The sequence below is a fragment of the Spongiactinospora sp. TRM90649 genome, assembly GCF_029382225.1.
GTDB lineage: Bacteria > Actinomycetota > Actinomycetes > Streptosporangiales > Streptosporangiaceae > Spongiactinospora.
The window spans coordinates 20,415-35,516 of record NZ_JARLTC010000031.1 but is presented as its reverse complement, the minus strand read 5'-3'; the positions used below and the strand labels follow the sequence as shown (position 1 = coordinate 35,516).

General features: G+C 73.9%; 12 protein-coding genes. 9 read left to right on the top strand and 3 right to left on the bottom strand.

What is annotated here, in order from left to right:
* The first annotated feature begins 1 nt into the window (after window position 1).
* The gene (locus P3X83_RS31035) at window positions 2-2,590 is read left to right on the top strand and encodes an ABC transporter permease (protein ID WP_277308844.1); all 2,589 of its coding nucleotides are present in this window, start codon (window positions 2-4) and stop codon (window positions 2,588-2,590) included.
* 48 nt (window positions 2,591-2,638) lie between these two features.
* Here P3X83_RS31035 and P3X83_RS31030 read toward each other — a convergent pair whose 3' ends face one another.
* Window positions 2,639-4,213 carry a PQQ-dependent sugar dehydrogenase gene (locus P3X83_RS31030; RefSeq protein ID WP_277308843.1) on the bottom strand — a complete coding sequence of 525 codons (1,575 nt, stop codon included), beginning with the start codon at window positions 4,211-4,213 and terminating at the stop codon, window positions 2,639-2,641.
* Window positions 4,214-4,590: 377 nt separating this feature from the next.
* Here P3X83_RS31030 and P3X83_RS31025 point away from each other — a divergent pair, with 377 nt between their 5' ends.
* Entirely contained in the window at window positions 4,591-6,714 is a 2,124-nt protein-coding gene (locus P3X83_RS31025; RefSeq protein ID WP_277308842.1) for a hypothetical protein, read from the top strand.
* Here the strand turns inward: P3X83_RS31025 and P3X83_RS31020 are convergent.
* Window positions 6,702-7,250: a DUF6886 family protein gene (locus tag P3X83_RS31020; RefSeq protein ID WP_277308841.1), complete on the bottom strand. Its 549-nt coding sequence runs from the start codon at window positions 7,248-7,250 to the stop codon at window positions 6,702-6,704. The two genes, P3X83_RS31025 and P3X83_RS31020, sit on opposite strands and share 13 nt — an antisense overlap.
* Before the next feature lie 26 nt (window positions 7,251-7,276).
* Complete coding sequence (locus P3X83_RS31015; RefSeq protein WP_277308840.1) at window positions 7,277-7,606, bottom strand: helix-turn-helix transcriptional regulator; 330 nt, start codon at window positions 7,604-7,606, stop codon at window positions 7,277-7,279.
* 86 nt (window positions 7,607-7,692) lie between these two features.
* Here P3X83_RS31015 and P3X83_RS31010 point away from each other — a divergent pair, with 86 nt between their 5' ends.
* The 7 genes from P3X83_RS31010 to P3X83_RS30980 all read left to right on the top strand — a co-directional run bounded on the left by P3X83_RS31010 (window position 7,693) and on the right by P3X83_RS30980 (window position 15,079).
* Entirely contained in the window at window positions 7,693-8,880 is a 1,188-nt protein-coding gene (locus tag P3X83_RS31010; RefSeq protein WP_277308839.1) for a cytochrome ubiquinol oxidase subunit I, read from the top strand.
* 9 nt (window positions 8,881-8,889) lie between these two features.
* Window positions 8,890-9,660: a cytochrome d ubiquinol oxidase subunit II gene (locus tag P3X83_RS31005; RefSeq protein WP_277308838.1), complete on the top strand. Its 771-nt coding sequence runs from the start codon at window positions 8,890-8,892 to the stop codon at window positions 9,658-9,660.
* Between the two features lie 46 nt (window positions 9,661-9,706).
* A complete protein-coding gene (gene cydD, locus P3X83_RS31000; protein ID WP_277308837.1) occupies window positions 9,707-11,386 on the top strand; it encodes a thiol reductant ABC exporter subunit CydD in 1,680 nt (559 codons plus the stop codon).
* A gap of 25 nt (window positions 11,387-11,411) precedes the next feature.
* On the top strand, window positions 11,412-13,133 hold the full coding sequence (gene cydC / locus P3X83_RS30995; protein ID WP_277308836.1) for a thiol reductant ABC exporter subunit CydC: 1,722 nt from the start codon (window positions 11,412-11,414) through the stop codon (window positions 13,131-13,133).
* Between the two features lie 85 nt (window positions 13,134-13,218).
* Window positions 13,219-13,842: a hypothetical protein gene (locus tag P3X83_RS30990; RefSeq protein ID WP_277308835.1), complete on the top strand. Its 624-nt coding sequence runs from the start codon at window positions 13,219-13,221 to the stop codon at window positions 13,840-13,842.
* Window positions 13,839-14,165 (top strand): transcriptional regulator, encoded by a 327-nt coding sequence (locus P3X83_RS30985; RefSeq protein ID WP_277308834.1) that lies wholly within the window; start codon window positions 13,839-13,841, stop codon window positions 14,163-14,165. The genes P3X83_RS30990 and P3X83_RS30985 overlap by 4 nt, the downstream gene beginning before the upstream one ends.
* Window positions 14,162-15,079 carry an ABC transporter ATP-binding protein gene (locus P3X83_RS30980; protein ID WP_277308833.1) on the top strand — a complete coding sequence of 306 codons (918 nt, stop codon included), beginning with the start codon at window positions 14,162-14,164 and terminating at the stop codon, window positions 15,077-15,079. Before P3X83_RS30985 ends, P3X83_RS30980 begins: the two co-directional genes overlap by 4 nt.
* Window positions 15,080-15,102: the final 23 nt, after the last annotated feature.

The following is a 15,102-nucleotide window of genomic DNA, read 5'->3' as shown; positions in this document are numbered from 1 at the left end:
CGTGGGGAACCCGTTATGGCTCATCGCACGCCGCTCCTTCGCCGACGGCTGGTTGCGGCTCACCGCCACGCTGCTGGCGGCGCTGGGTTCGATCGCGCTCATCGCGGGCTCGCTGCAGTTCGCGTTGCGCGCCCAGGAAGCGGTGGCCGGCAGCAACGCCAGCGAGTACTTCCGCGCCGACGTGCTGGTGCAGGGCGGGACGGTCGACCCGGACGACCCGTACGCGGCGCCCGACGGCCGGATCCCGCTCGACCGGCTCGCGTCCCGGCCCGGGGTGGTGGCCGCCGCCGGCGACGCCACAGTGGTGGTGACGGCCGCCCGGACCGACGGCCAGGCGATCACGGCGGCGGCCGAAGGCCGTACGCTGCTGCGTCCCTGGGTGCCCGACCCGCGGCTGAACCCCTACCGGCTGGAGGCCGGGCGCGCCCCCGCCGCCGACGATGAGGTGGCGGTCGTCCGGCACCTGTCGCGCGCCGGGAGACTCCAGGTCGGCGACACCATGACGCTGACGCTGCCCCGCCAGGCGCGCCAGGTGCGGATCGCCGGGATCGTCAGTGTCGAGGGCCGCGACGCGGTGGCCGCGGGTGACCTGGTGCTCGCCCCGCCCGAGACCGTACGGCGTGCCGCGGCGCTCCCGCCGGGCGGTTGGCAGAGCGTCTGGCTCAAGGCCGCCCCGGGCGTGCCCGCCGACCGGCTGCGCGGCGAGCTGGCCGGCGAACTGGGCGGCGCGGCGACGATCCGCACCGCGGCGTCCGTACGGCACGCGCAGACCACCGCCGCGTCGAGCGAGGGCGCCTCGATCGCCGGCATCGTCGGCATGCTCGCCTCCGTAGCGATCTTCGTCGGACTGTTCGTGGTGGCCAACACCTTCGGCACCCTCGTCCGGCAGCGCACCCGGCGGCTCGCGCTGCTCGGCGCGATCGGCGCGACGCCCCGGCAGATCGGCCGGCTGATCCGGCTGGAGGCGCTGGTACTGGGCGCGGTCGCCTCGGTGGGCGGCCTGGCCGCGGGCTTCCCGGTGGCCGAACTGGTCATCCGGCTCTTCGCCCAGGACGGCTTCGACGTCTCCGCCACCGCCCCCCAGTTCGGCTGGGTCGCGCTGACGCTCCCGCTCACGGCCGGGATTCTGGTGACCCAGGCCGCCGCGTGGCAGGCGGCGTACCGCGCGGCGGGCGTCTCCCCCGTGCAGGCTCTGCGCAGCACGGTCACCGAACCCCGGGCGCGTCACCGTGCACGGCTGTTGTCCGCGGCCGTGATCTTCGTCGGCGCGGGCTTCTGGTACGCGGTGGCGGTGGTGGTCCGGCTCGGTCAGACACCCGGCCTGGACCGCACGTTCGTGGTCAGCCTGATGATCCTTTTCGGGTCGCTGCTGACGGTGACCGGGCTGGCCGTCCTGGCCCCGTTCTTCGTCGGGCCGCTGGGCGGGCTGGTGGCCCGGCTCGGGCCGCGGATCAGCGGGGAGACCGGACGGCTGGCGCACGCCACCGTCACCCGCAGCCCGCGCCGGATCTCGTCGGCCGCCTCGTCGCTGATGCTCGGCGTCGCACTCGTCGCCTCCGTGGGACTGGTCACGCTGTCGGTGCACGATCGCTTCCGGGAGGCGGGAGGGCAGGTGATGGCGGCCGAGCACGCGATCGCCTCGGCCGCCAGGACGGCCGAGGGCGCTCCCGCGCCGCTGGCCAGGGACATCGCGAGACTGGCGACGCGCGTGCCAGGGGTCTCCCGGGCGGCCGTCCTGACACAGACCAAGATCAGGGTGCTGTCACCCGCGCCCGCCGGCCGCGGCGCGAGACCCAGACCGTTTCTGGTCAGCGGCGCCGAGCAGACCAGGCTGCGTGAGGTCCTGCGGCTGGGCGGTCGCCCGCCCGCGCTGCGCCCCGGGGAGATCGCGCTGGCGTCGGCCGTCATGAAGGCACACGGCCTCCGGCGCGGCCAGCGGATCGTCGTGCGTGGCGCGCAGGGCCGCGCCACGCTCACCGTGGCGGGCGCGTACCACGACCCCTCGCACCTGTTCGCCGATCAGGCGCTGGTGGCCCCGCCGACGATGGACCGGCTCGACGCCAACGCCGCCACCCGGGTGGTGCTGGTGCGGGGCGGCTCGCCCACGGCGCTCGCGAGAGCCGTCGCGGAGGTTCCCGGTGTGCGGGTACTCGACCGTGAGGCGTACGTGGACGCGGCGTCGCGGTCGCACACCCGGGCCCTGCGCGCGACGTACACGTTCGTCGGCATGGCGCTGCTGCTGGCGCTGTTCGGGATGGCGACCACGGTGTCGATGAGCGTCGCCGAACGCACCCGGGAGTTCGGCCTGCTGGGGGCGGTGGGCGCGACCAGGGGGCAGATCCGTTCGATCGTCCGCTGGGAGGGAGCCACCGTGGTCGTCCTCGGCACCGTCCTCGGCCTCGCGATCACGGTGGGCACGCTGGCGATGCTGCACGTGACGAGCGGCAGCTCGTTCCTGCGCCCGGTTCCTCCCTGGTGGCTGTTCCCGATGGTCGCCACCGGTGCGCTGGTGGCGACGGCGGCGACCACGGCGCTGCCCTCGCGCCGGGCCGCGGCCGTCCCCATCCTGGAGGCCGCCAGGGCGGAGTGAATGACCGCGGGCGCCCGGATGGGCGGGCGCCCGCGAGTGCGGCGCGGGTCAGGTGGCGGTGCAGGTGAGGGCGGTCGGGGTGCCGTTCGTGCCGGTCCAGGTGCCGTTGAAGCCGGGAACCACGGTCGCGTCCGGGGCCAGTTCGCCGTTCCAGGGCTCGTTTCTGACCGTGACCTGGGCGCCCGTCTGGGTGAAGCGGGCGTTCCACATCTGGTTGACGCGCTGCCCGTTCGGGAAGGCGAAGGTCACCGTCCAGGAGGTGGTGCGGCGCGCGCTCGTGTTGCGCACGGTCAGTTCGCCCTGGAAGCCTCCCGCCCACTGGTTGGTCACCCGGTAGGTGGCCGAGCAGGACGGCGTGCCGGAGGTGGGCGTCCCCGTAGGTGTCACAGTCGGTGTCACAGTCGGGGTCACCGTGGGAGTAACGGTGGGGGTGACCGTGGGGGTGACCGTGGGGGTGACCGTGGGGGTGACCGTGGGGGTGACGGTCGGCGTCACGGTGGGGGTCACCGTGGGGGTGACGGTCGGCGTGATGGTGGGGGTCGGGCCGGTCTGTGGAGGGACGCGGATGATCCGGTCGTCGTCGGCGGTCGGGCTGCCGCGGCCGTCGCGGTTGCTGGTGGCGACCCACAGCCAGCCGTCCGGGCCGACCGCCACCGTGCGCAGGCGTCCGTACCTCCCCGCGAACTCGGGCACGGGCGTGCCCGCCCCGCCCGAGGCGGTGACCGGTACCGTCCACAGCCGGGTGCCGCGCAGCGCCGCTGCGAACAGCGTGCTGTTGGCGTAGGCCAGCCCGCTGGGCGAGGCCTCCGAGGTGGACCAGATAACGATGGGATCACGGAAGGAGGCGTTGCCGCACCTGCCCTCGCAGGTCGGCCAGCCGTAGTTGCCGCCCGCGACGATCTGGTTGATCTCGTCGTAGGTGTTCTGGCCGAACTCGCTGGCGAAGAGCCTGCCGCGCTCGTCCCAGGCGAGGCCCTGCACGTTGCGGTGGCCGTAGCTGTAGACCAGCGAGTTGCCGAACGGGTTGTCCGGCGGCACGCCGCCCGTGGGGGTCATCCGCAGGATCTTGCCGGCGGGCGTGTTCAGGTTCTGCGCGTTGCTCGACATGCCCGCGTCGCCGGTGGCGACGTAGAGCCGGCCGTCGGGACCGAAGGCGATCCTGCCGCCGTCGTGGTAGGTCGCCCGGGGCACGCCGGACAGCAGCACCTGCTGGGTCTGCGGCGCGCTGAGCCGGAATCTGACGAGCCGATTGTCGGTGGTGGTGGTGAAGTACGCGTAGACCCACTGGTCCTGCGCGTACGTCGGGGAGACGGCGAGGCCGAGCAGGCCGCTCTCCCCCGAGGCCGAAACACCTGGCACCGTGGCCACGGCGACGGGGGCGGCACCCGGGCGTACCCGCATGACGCGGGCGGTGTTCCGCTCGGCCACCAGCGCGTCGCCGTCGGGCAGGAAGGCGAGCCCCCATGGGGCCTGCAGGCCGGTCACGGAGATCTGGGCACGGGAGAAGTCGAAGCCGCCGATGAGCTGTGCGCCCGCGGCGGGTGGGCTGATCAGGGCTATCAGTACGGCGACCGCAGTCGCGCACGCGGCGGCGAGCAGGACGGGAACCGAGCGTCTGGGCATCACTCACTCCTGGGCGGGAGGACCATCTCCAGCGCCCCGGAACGTACGCCCGCCTCAACATCTGGTCAACATAACGTGCAAACGTACGCCCGTATTCACCCATACCCACCTGGGGCGCGGCGGACGAGCGTCCGAAAATCCGTCTCTCTCACCGGTGAAGCACGCGGTCAACCGTTGTCCTCCCCGTCCACCTGCCGCCGCGAACCGCCCGGAGCGGATCTCCGCGGTCCGCTCGTAACGCCGGATCCGGTCCTCCGGGGGCGGCGGGTGTGAGCCCCGGAATCCTTGATCCGCCCCGGCGCGTGAGAAGTGATCGACACGGCACCACGAGGGCTCCACACTTGAGTGGTCTCCCCGAGGAGCGGAGGACGGACCACGTGCACAGTTGGCTCAGGCTCGGCGCGCGTCTCCCCGGCGGCCTCAAGTACCGCCGCCGTCTCGCCGCACTGGCCGAGAACGGCGACGAGGCGGCGCTGCTGGCCATGATCGGCCACGTCCGGCGCGGCCACTTCCGCGAGTGGCTCGCCGACCTGTGGGTGCGGACGCGCGACGAGCGGCTGCGCGCGCTGGTGATCGAGACCGGGGCGGTCGGCTCGTACGGCAGGAACCTGCAGATCACCCAGGCGCTGCACGGGCGCCTCCCGGACCGGGTGGACTACCAGGCCGCGCTGAACGTCGCGGTGTGCGTGGAGGATCCCGACGACGCGGTCCGCTCCTACGCGCTGACGGTCTGCGCGACGGCCGGCGAGAACCTCCTGGACATGCTGTGGCGTGCCGCCGCCGGAAGGCCCGCGCTGCGCGACGCGCTGCTGGCCAATCCGGCGCCGCTGACCGGCGTCGCCCTGGGCTGGGCCTGGCGGTCCTGGCTCGACCGGCCGGACGACGCGCTGTGGGAGCGGCTCGCCGGGCAGGGCGAGCCGTCGCCGCGTCCGGACTCCGCCTTCTCCTTCGAGAGCGAGCAGTACGCGCGGACCTACGCCCAGAGCATGGTCGCCCTGGGGCTCGCGCCGCCCGACCGGCTGGCCGCCGCGGCCGTGTCCGGCGAGATCCCCGAGCATCTGCGCGAGCGCGCCGCGCGGATCTGCCGGGAGCGCGAGCCGCTTCCGGCCCAGCCGGTCAGGGCCGCCGTGTTCCACCTGCTCACCGGGGCGCCCGAGCGGTATCAGGAGGTCGATCCCGACGGCTCGCTGCTCGCCACCGGCTATGCCAGGACGCGCGGGCCGCTGCGCGCCCGGCTGCGGGAGGCGATGCTCGGCGCGCAGGGCCTGGACCTGGTGCGCGCGATGACCGGGGAGCGCCGGGGGCGGCTCACCCCGGACGAGCGGGCCTACCTGGTCAGGGAGCTGGCCATCTCCGGGTCGTGGGCGGAGCTGTGGCGGCTGTTACCGGTGCTGCCGTTCGACGAGGCGCTGGCGGCGGTCCGGCGGATCCGTGACTGGCGGCCGGACGACGAGCGCGAGGCGGCGCTGTTCGACAGGCTCACCGCCCCCTCCCCCGCCCTGGCCCCGCTGGTGATCGAGGTCGGCGACCGGGAGGTGCGGCTCGCGTTCACGGCGGGAGGCGCGCGGCTGTACGTCGCCGACGCCGAGACGGACGTGCGCGACGGCGTGCGGGCCGATGTCTATTCCATGTGGCGGCGCGGGCGGGTGCGTACGGCCACGTGGCGCGGGGCCAGGGTGCGGGGCCGGATACTCGCGATGGCCGCGAGCGGGGCGGGTTTCGCCGCGCTCACCTCCCGCGATCATCTGCTGTTGGCTCACCGGGAGCTGCGCGAGGTGCCGTTGCAGCCCTTGACCGGAGACTCCGACCACATCGCGCTTGCGGCGCATCGCCGCACCGGACGGCTGGCCGTGCTGGGACACCGTCTCGCCGTGCTGGAGCGCGACGCGGACCGGGTCGTGACGGCGGGCGAGCGCGTCCTGCGGGAGAGGGACGCCGGGCAGGTGGCGTTCCTGCGCGCGCAGGGCATGGCGGTCGCCACGCGTGCCGGGATGCTCGCCATGAACATGGGCGACGTGGAGCCGCGCGAGGTGCGCGTGCCGTTCCTGTCGGGGCCGGCCGCGCCCGAGGCCCTGGTCTCCTACGACGGCGGCGCCAGGCTCGCCGCGAGCTCCGGCGGCCGGATCGTGTTCGCCGCCCTGGACCTCGTCTCCGGCGAGGGCGACCAGGTGGAGGAGCCGAGGCTGCGCCTGCCCGCCGAGCGGGTGAGCGGGGTGTGGAGTTCGCCCGGCGGGGAGTATCTGGCCCTGCGCACGGGGAACGCGATCGAGGTGCACGGGCCGTTCTTCGACGAGGGCGACGCCATGCTGCGGCGGCCCCTGGCCGAGCTGTCGCGTGAGCATCTCGCCGAGGCCGCGCGGATGCACGCCCGGCTGGGGCACGACTGCCTGCCCGGCTGGCGGTTCGGCCTGCTGGTGGCGTGCCTGGAGCACACGTACGGCGGCGACGCCGCGCCGCCGCGCGGGCGGGCACGGGCGCGGGCCGGGGCTCAGCGCCCCTGAACGGCCCTCGGCCTGGCGTTGCCCATCCGGATCCCGCTGAACCGCAGGGTGCTGGCGATGACGGCGTCCCAGAAACCGTGCAGCGCGGGCAGCACCCGGAGCTGGATCCCGGCCTCCTCGTGCAGGCGGAAGAGGTCGCCGACGGGCTCGGGCGGGCCGAGTGGGACCACCGGTTGGGTGGCGACCACCGCGTGCGGGACGGGCTCCCCGAACGGCCGGAACGGCCCGGCGGGCAGCCGGTAGGCGTACAGGCGGACGTCGCGGATGCGGTCGAGCCAGGCGTATTCCACGGCGTGGACCCGATCGCCGCCGCCGGGGCCGATCAGGTGCAGCCGGTCGTCCTCCGTCGTCTCGGGGCCCGCCCAGGCCAGCGCTCTCGGGCACTGGCGCGGAAACCAGTAGTCGGGAGAGCGGGCGTCGTCGACCGCCCAGACGTAGGCCTCGGGCTGCCTTGCGGTGGCGGCCACGTGCGGATGGAACGCCTTGATGGTGGGGTCCTCTGAGAAGTGCAGCACCTGCCCGGGCTCCGGTCGCATGGGGCAACCGTACGGGCTGCCGACCGCTAGCGCGCGGTGCGCGGTTCGATCACGCTGCCGATGGCGTCGGTGAACGCCTGCCAGGCCGTCCGCTCGCCGGCCAGCGCCTTGCGGCCGGAGCTGGTGAGGCGGTAGGTCCTGCGCTTCCGGCCGCCGACGGTGGCCCATTCGCTGCTGAGGTGACCGACCCGTTCCAGACGGCGCAGCGCGGGGTAGAGCGTGCCGGTCGGTACCGCCAGCGCGCCGCCGCTGCGCTCCTGCAACGCCTCGATGATGGCGTATCCGTGCAACGGCTCGTGTTCCAGCACGGACAGCAGCAGGGCGTCCATGTGCCCTCTGAGCGCGTCGGTGTTCACGTCGCAACCATATCCCGGTTCGTCATATAGCGAGTCTACATGTAGGCTCTCTACATGTAGACAGACACAACCAGGGAGTCGCAGCGATGGACGTGCTCGACCTCGCCCGGGCCCAGTTCGCCGTTACGGGAAGCCTGCACTTCCTGTTCGTCGTGCTCACCCTGGGCATGGCCCCCCTTGTGGCGATCATGCAGACCCGGCACGCCATCACCGGCAAGCCGGTGTTCGAGCGGATGACCCGGTTCTGGGGGCAGATCTATGTCATCAACTACGCCCTCGGCGTGCTCACCGGGCTCGTGATGGAGTTCCAGTTCGGGCTGAGCTGGAGCGGGCTCTCGCACTACGCGGGCGACGTCTTCGGCGCCCCGCTGGCCATCGAGACCCTGGTGGCCTTCTTCCTGGAGTCCACCTTCCTGGCCCTGTGGATCTTCGGCTGGCACCGGCTGCCCCGGTGGCTGCACCTGGCCTGCATCTGGCTGGTCGCGATCACCGCGTACGCCTCGGCGTTCTGGATCATGGTGGCCAACTCGTTCCTGCAGAACCCGGCGGGCGCCGAGGTGCGCGGCGGGCGGCTGGCCCTGACCGACCCGGGGGCGCTGCTGTCCAACCCCTCGTTCGTGTTCGCCTTCCCCCACGTCATCGGGGCCGGGCTGCTCACCGGCGGCCTGGTGGTCGCCTCGGCCAGCGCCTACCACCTGATGCGCCGGCACCCCGAGTACGAGTTCTTCGCGAGCTCGCTGCGCACGGGCGTGCTGTGCGCCTCGGTCGGCGTGTTCGTCGCGGTGGGGTTCGGCTTCGCCCAGTTCGGCGCGATCGGCGACATGCAGCCGGGCAAGTTCGCGGGCAACCCGCTCACCGGCCTGTCCCTGGCCCTCATGCTGATGATCGGCGAACTGCTGCTGCTCGCCATCATGTTCTTCCTGCTCCCGACGTTCTGGTGGCTGCCCCGGTGGCGGTGGACCCACCCGATCCTGATGCTGATGGCCCCCGCCCCCTTCCTGGCCGCGATCCTCGGCTGGCTCGCCCGCGAGGTCGGCCGTCAGCCCTGGATGATCAACGGCAGGCTGCGGGTCGAGGACGCCATGTCGCCCGGGCTCACCCCCGGCATGATCGGCATGTCGTTCGCCGCCTTCGCCGGCCTGCTCCTGCTCCTCGCGGTCGTCGACTACGTGCTCATCGCGCGCACCGTGCTGAGCGGCCCGGCCGCCACCTTCCTCGGCGCGACCGCCGAGCCGGGCTCCCCCGACCGCTCCTCCCCCGCGCTGACCTACTAGGAGGCGGCCATGGAAATCTTCTGGCTCGGCGCCCTCGCCCTGCTGCTCGCCGGATACTTCGCCCTTGAGGGCTTCGACATCGGGGTCGGCATGCTGCTGCCCGTGCTCGGCCGCGACCAAGCCGCGCGCGACCGGCTGGTGGGGGCGATCGCCCCCTTCGTGCTCGCCAACGAGGTCTGGCTCGTCGCCACCGCCGGTGTGCTGTTCGGCGCGTTCCCCTCCCTGGAGGGCGACGTGCTGTTCGCGATGTATCCGCTGATCGTGGCGCTGCTGTTCACCTGGATCCTGCGGGACGCGGCGCTGTGGTTCCGCCGCCGCGTGGACGGCCCCCGCTGGCGGCGGCTCTGGGACGGGGTGCTCTGCGCGAGCTCCTGGGGCCTGGCACTGACCTGGGGATTCATCCTCGCCCGGCTGATCGGCGGGCTGGCGGGGCCGATGAACGTCCTGCTCGGGGCGGTGCTGGCGCTGGTGGTCGCCGCGCTCTTCGCCGCCCATGGCAGGGCCTTCGCCGCCTGGCGGCTGCCCGAGGAGCATCGCGGCGGCCCGTGGGGCGGGCGCGGGCTCGTGCTGACGGCCCTGCTCGCCGCTCTCCCGGCCGCGCTCCCGCCGCTGGTGGCGGCGCCCTCCGTGCTCGGCCACGCCGCCCCGGACGCCACACTGGCCGTGCTCAGCCTTATGGTGGTTCCATTCCTGCCGGTGATGGTGGGTGCGCAAGTTTGGGTGTGGAGGACTTTCGGCCCGCGCAGGTCGGCCGGCTCGCGCGTGCCGTCGTTCTTCTAGATCGCGCTTCTAGCGGGACTGGACGCGCCGCTCATAAAAGGGAGCCATGCACAAGGACCTGCTCCGGCTCGTCCGCGCCGAACGCGCCATAGGCCGGCATCTCGCGGTCTGCCTGACCGCGGCGGTGCTGGCCGGGCTGCTCGTGATCGCGCAGGCCGAGGTGCTGGCGGGCGTGCTGTCCGGGAGGTTCGCGCTCGGGGCCCTGTGGGTCCTCGCCTGCGTGGTGGCGGGCCGCGCGCTGCTCGGATGGCTGCAGGGCGTGGCGGCGGGCCGTACGGCCGGCGCGGTCAAGTCCACCCTCCGGCACCGCCTGCTGGCCAGGCTGCAACGGCTCGGCCCCGCGAAGATCACCTCGCACCGGTCGGGTGAGCTGGTCACCCTCACCGGCCGGGGACTCGACGCCCTCGACCCCTACCTGACCGGATACCTCCCCGCCGTCGCCGTCGCCGGTTTCGTGCCGATCGCCGTGCTCGTCCGGCTGTTCGCCGCCGACTGGGCCAGCGCCGTCATCGTGCTGGTCACGCTCCCGCTCATCCCGATCTTCGGCGCCCTGGTCGGCTGGCACACCAAGGCCGTCACCGAGCGCCAGTGGCGGGCGCTGTCACAGCTCGGCGGCCACTTCCTGGACGTGGTGCGCGGCCTGCCCACGCTGCGCGCGTTCGGCCGGGCACGCCACCAGGCGAACGTGATCAGGGAGGTCGCCGACGCGCACCGGGGCGCGACCATGCGGACCCTGCGGGTGGCGTTCCTGTCCTCGCTGGTGCTGGAGCTGGCCGCCTCGCTGTCGCTGGCGCTGGTCGCGGTGCCCGTCGGCCTGCGGCTGCTGTCCGGCTCGCTCGACCTCGACACCGCGCTGCTGGTGCTGCTGCTGGCCCCGGAGGCGTATCTCCCGCTGCGCGCCATGGGCACCAAGTTCCACGCCTCCATGGAGGGCGTGGCGGCGGCCGACCAGGCGTTCGCCGTCCTCGACGGCGAGGCCGAAGCCGAGGCGGCCCCGCGCGGGGCCCGCACCGGCGAGGACATCCCGGAGATCCGCCTGGAGGGCGTCACCGTCCGCTATCCCGGGCGCGACGACGCGGCCCTCGACGACGTGTCGCTGGTCATCGCCCCCGGCGAACGCGTCGCCGTGATCGGCGAGAGCGGCGCGGGCAAGAGCACCCTGCTGCACCTGCTGCTCGGCTTCATCACCCCCGAGCGGGGGCGGGTCACCGTCGGCGGCGCGGACCTGACCACGCTCGACCTCGACGCCTGGCGGGCCCGCCTGGCCTTCGTGCCGCAGCGCGCCCACCTGTTCGCCGCCTCGGTGAGCGACAACATCCTGCTCGGCGGCTCGCCCGCGAACGCGGCGGCCGACGTGCGCGCCGCCGCCGCGCAGGCCCACGCCGCCGAGTTCGTCGAGGCGCTCCCGCAGGGCTACGCCACGGTGCTGGGCGAGCGCGGCGCCGACCTCTCCGCCGGGCAGCGCCAGCGGATCGCGCTGGCCCGCGCCTTCTGCCGTCCCGAAGCCGCCGTGCTGCTGCTCGACGAGCCCACTGCCCGCCTCGACGGCCGCAGCGAGGCCGCCGTCGTGTCGGCGACCCGAACCCTGGCCGAGGGCCGTACGGCGGTGATCGTGGCGCACCGCCCCGCCATGATCGACCTCGCCGACCGGGTGATCCGCATCACCGACGGCCGCGTGGTGTCGGACGAGCCCGCCAGGGCCGCGACCGTCGGAGACCCCTCGTGACCGCCGCACCGACCGGAGGACGACCATGAGCGCGACCCGCGCGTCGATGATCGGCTGGGGCGGCGGGCGGCGGCTCGTGGTCGCCGCGCTCGCCGGGACGGCCGCCGACCTGGCCGGGCTCGGGCTGATCGCGTCGGCGGCGTGGCTGATCACCCGCGCCGCGCAGCAGCCGTCGCTGGCCGCGCTGAGCGTGGCGATCGTCGCGGTCCGCGCGTTCGCCACGACCCGGGGCGTGTTCCGTTACGCCGAGCGGCTGTCGGGCCACGACGTGGCGCTGCGCGCCCAGGCGACGACCAGGGAACGCCTCTACGCCGCGCTGATCCCGGCCCGCCCCCTCTCGCACGGCGGGGCCGACCTGCTGAGCCGCATGGTGGACGACACCGACGCGGTCCAGGACATGCTGGTCCGGTGCCTGCTCCCGGCCGTGGCCGCGCTGGCCACCGGGGCGGCGGCGGTCGTCATCGCGGTCTTCCTGCTGCCCGCCGCCGCGCTCGTGCTGCTGGCCGGGCTGGCGGTGGCCGGGGTGCTGCTGCCGGCGATCACGGCCACGGCCGCGCGGCGCGGGTCGGCCAGGATCGCCCCGGCCAGGGCCGATCTCGCCGCCCGCGTGGCCGACCTGGTCCACGGAGCCGCCGACCTGGCGGCCTACGGCGCGGGTGACCGGGCCCTCGCGGCGGCGTACGCCGCGGACGAGCGGCTGGCCGCGCTGGAGCGGCGGCAGGCCAGGACGAACGCGATGGCCCTCGCGGCGGGCGTGCTGATTCAGGGCCTGACCGTCGCCGGGGTCGTGCTCGCCGCCCAGGCGGCGGCGCTCGGCCAGGTCCCGACCGCGGTGCTGGCCCTCAGCGCGCTGGTCGCCTTCGAGCCGGTGCTGCCGCTGGCCTCGGCCGGGGAGCGGCTGGCGGGCATCACCGCCGCGCTGCGCCGCCTGCGCGAGGTGCGCGCCACCCCGCCGGCGGTGGCCGAGCCGTCCGCACCCGTCCCGGCGCCCGCCGGGCCGCTCACCGTCGAGATCAGCGATCTGGTGGTGCGCCACGGCGAGGGCCGCGCGCCCGCCCTGGACGGCGTGACGCTCACCCTGACGCCGGGCCGGCGGATCGCCCTGGTCGGCCCGAGCGGCGCGGGCAAGAGCACGCTGCTGTCCGTGCTGATGCGACTGGTCGATCCGGAGTCCGGGGACGTGCGCTTGACCGGCGATGGCGGGCGCGCGGCCGAGATCCGCGACCTGGCCCCCGAGGCGGTCCGCGAACGGATCACCGGCCTCACCCAGGACCCTTACGTCTTCCAGGCGTCGCTGCGCGACAACCTGCGGCTGGCCGGGCCCGAGGCCGGAGACGACGAGCTGGCCTCAGCCGTGCGCCGGGCGCGCCTTTCCCGCTGGGTCGAGCGGACCGGCTGGGACACCCCGCTCGGCGAGGACGCCCGCACGGTCTCCGGCGGGCAGCTCCAGCGCCTCGCGCTGGCCAGGGCCCTGCTCTACGACCCCGAGGTGCTGCTGCTCGACGAACCGGCCGAGGCCCTGGACGAGACCACCGCCGACGCCCTGATGGCCGACCTGCTGGACGCCACCCACGGCCGGACCACGCTGATCGTCACGCACCGGCTGCGCGGCCTCGACCAGGTGGACGAGATCGTCGTGCTTGAGGAGGGCCGCGTCACGCAGCGGGGCCGCCACGACGAGCTGCTCGCCGTGCCCGGCTACTACCGCGACCTGTGGCAGTCCGAGGCGCTCGTCGCGCGTTCCTGACCTCGGAGCCCCGATCCGCGCTCTCCGCTTTGAGTTCGCGGCGCCATCAGGTTTATGATGCAAACCTGTTTGATGGGGAGACTACATGGATCACGAGCAGGAACTGACGCCCGGCGAGAGCCTGCGGCTCATCGAGACGCAGCAGGCGGCGGCCCAGGCCAGGATCGATTCGAACCCGCGCCACTACTACCTGCCGTGGGGGGTGAGCCTCATGGTGGGGTTCACCACGATGTTCCTCTACTACGGGCCGTCCCCGGGGCGGCCGATCCTGCACATGCCGCCGTGGCTGGCGCTGGGCGTGCTCTTCACCGCGCTGATCGCGGCCGGAGTGATCAGCGTCGGCCTGGAGATCCGCAACCGGGTCGAGGTCCAGGGCGGCAGCGCCGACCGAGGGATGATGTACGGCTTCGCCTGGCTGGTCGGCCAGGCGGGCAGCACGGCGATCTCGGTCCACTTCCAGTCGTACCTGCCGGGCGAGCAGCGCGGGCTGTTGTGGGCGACCCTCTCGCTCGCGATGGTCTCCGTGCTCTACGTGGCGGGCGCGGCGGTATGGCGGCAGTGGAGCATGTTCGCGCTCGGCCTCGGCGTCGGCGTGGTCAACGTGCTCGGCATGCAGGCGGGCCCCGGCTGGCACGCGCTGCTGGTCGCGGTGCTGTGCGGCGGTGGGTTCCTGCTGGCCGGCGCCCTCGCGGGCAAGGGCGCCCGGTGAGCGGCGGGCCGTTCGAGCTCGACCCCGTCATCCACGCCCAGGCGCGCCTGCGCGTGGTGGCCACCCTCAACACCCTCCCCGACGGGGACCGGATCGCCTTTCCCGGGCTGCGCGACCTGCTCGGAATGACGGCGGGCAACCTGTCGGTGCATCTCAGCAAGCTCGAAGAGGCCGGCTACGTGGCGATCGTCAAGACGCACAAGGGCCGTACGCCGGTCACCTACGCCGCGCTGACCCACCGGGGCCGCTCGGCCTTCGAGGATTACACGGCCGCCATCCGCAGACTGCTGGAGGCGGCGGAAACGGGGAACGAAAGACCATGACACACGATAACCCGACCGGCGGCCGGGGACCTCTCGCCCGCGCCGTCGAGGTCACCCGCCGCTTCGGCGAGGTGACCGCGCTCGACGGGGTCTCACTGGACATCCACGCCGGCGAGCTGGTGGGACTTCTCGGCCCGAACGGGGCGGGCAAGTCCACGCTGATCAACCTGTTCGTCGGCCTGCGCGCGCCCGGCTCGGGGCGGATGGAGCTGTTCGGGGGCACGCCCCGCGACCCGGTGCGGCGCAGGTCGGTCGGCGTCACACCGCAGGAGAGCGGGCTGCCGCAGACCCTGCGGGTGGGCGAGTGCGTCGACTTCGTGAGCAAGCACTACCCCTCGGCGGTGCCGCGCGGCGAGCTGCTCGACCGGTTCGGCCTGGCCGGCCTCGAACGCCGGCAGATCGGCGGCCTCTCCGGCGGGCAGAAGCGCCGCCTGGCCGTCGCGCTGGCCTTCGCCGGCGACCCCCGGCTGGTCTTCCTGGACGAACCGACCACCGGGCTCGACGTCGAGGCCAGGAGGGCGCTGTGGGACGGCATCCGCCGCTTCCACGGCGAGGGCGGCACGGTCCTCGTGACCAGCCACTACCTGGAGGAGATCGAGGCGCTGGCCCAGCGGGTCGTGGTCATCGGCCAGGGGCGGGTGCTCGCCGACGACAGCCTCACGGCGGTCCGCGCGATGGTGGGAGCAATGCGGGTCAGCCTGAACGCCACCGGCCAGGACGGCCTTTCCGCGCTGCCGGGGGTCCTCGCCGTCGAGCGTGAGGGCGAGCGCACCCACCTGGTCACCACCGACGCCGACGAGCTGCTGCGCGCGCTGATCCGCGCGGAGATCCCCTTCTCCGGGATCGAGGTGCGCCAGACCTCCCTGGAGGAGGCGTTCCTGGCCCTCACCTCCCGCCCCTCCGCCCGCGTGTGAGCGCGGACCCCATCACCACCCTG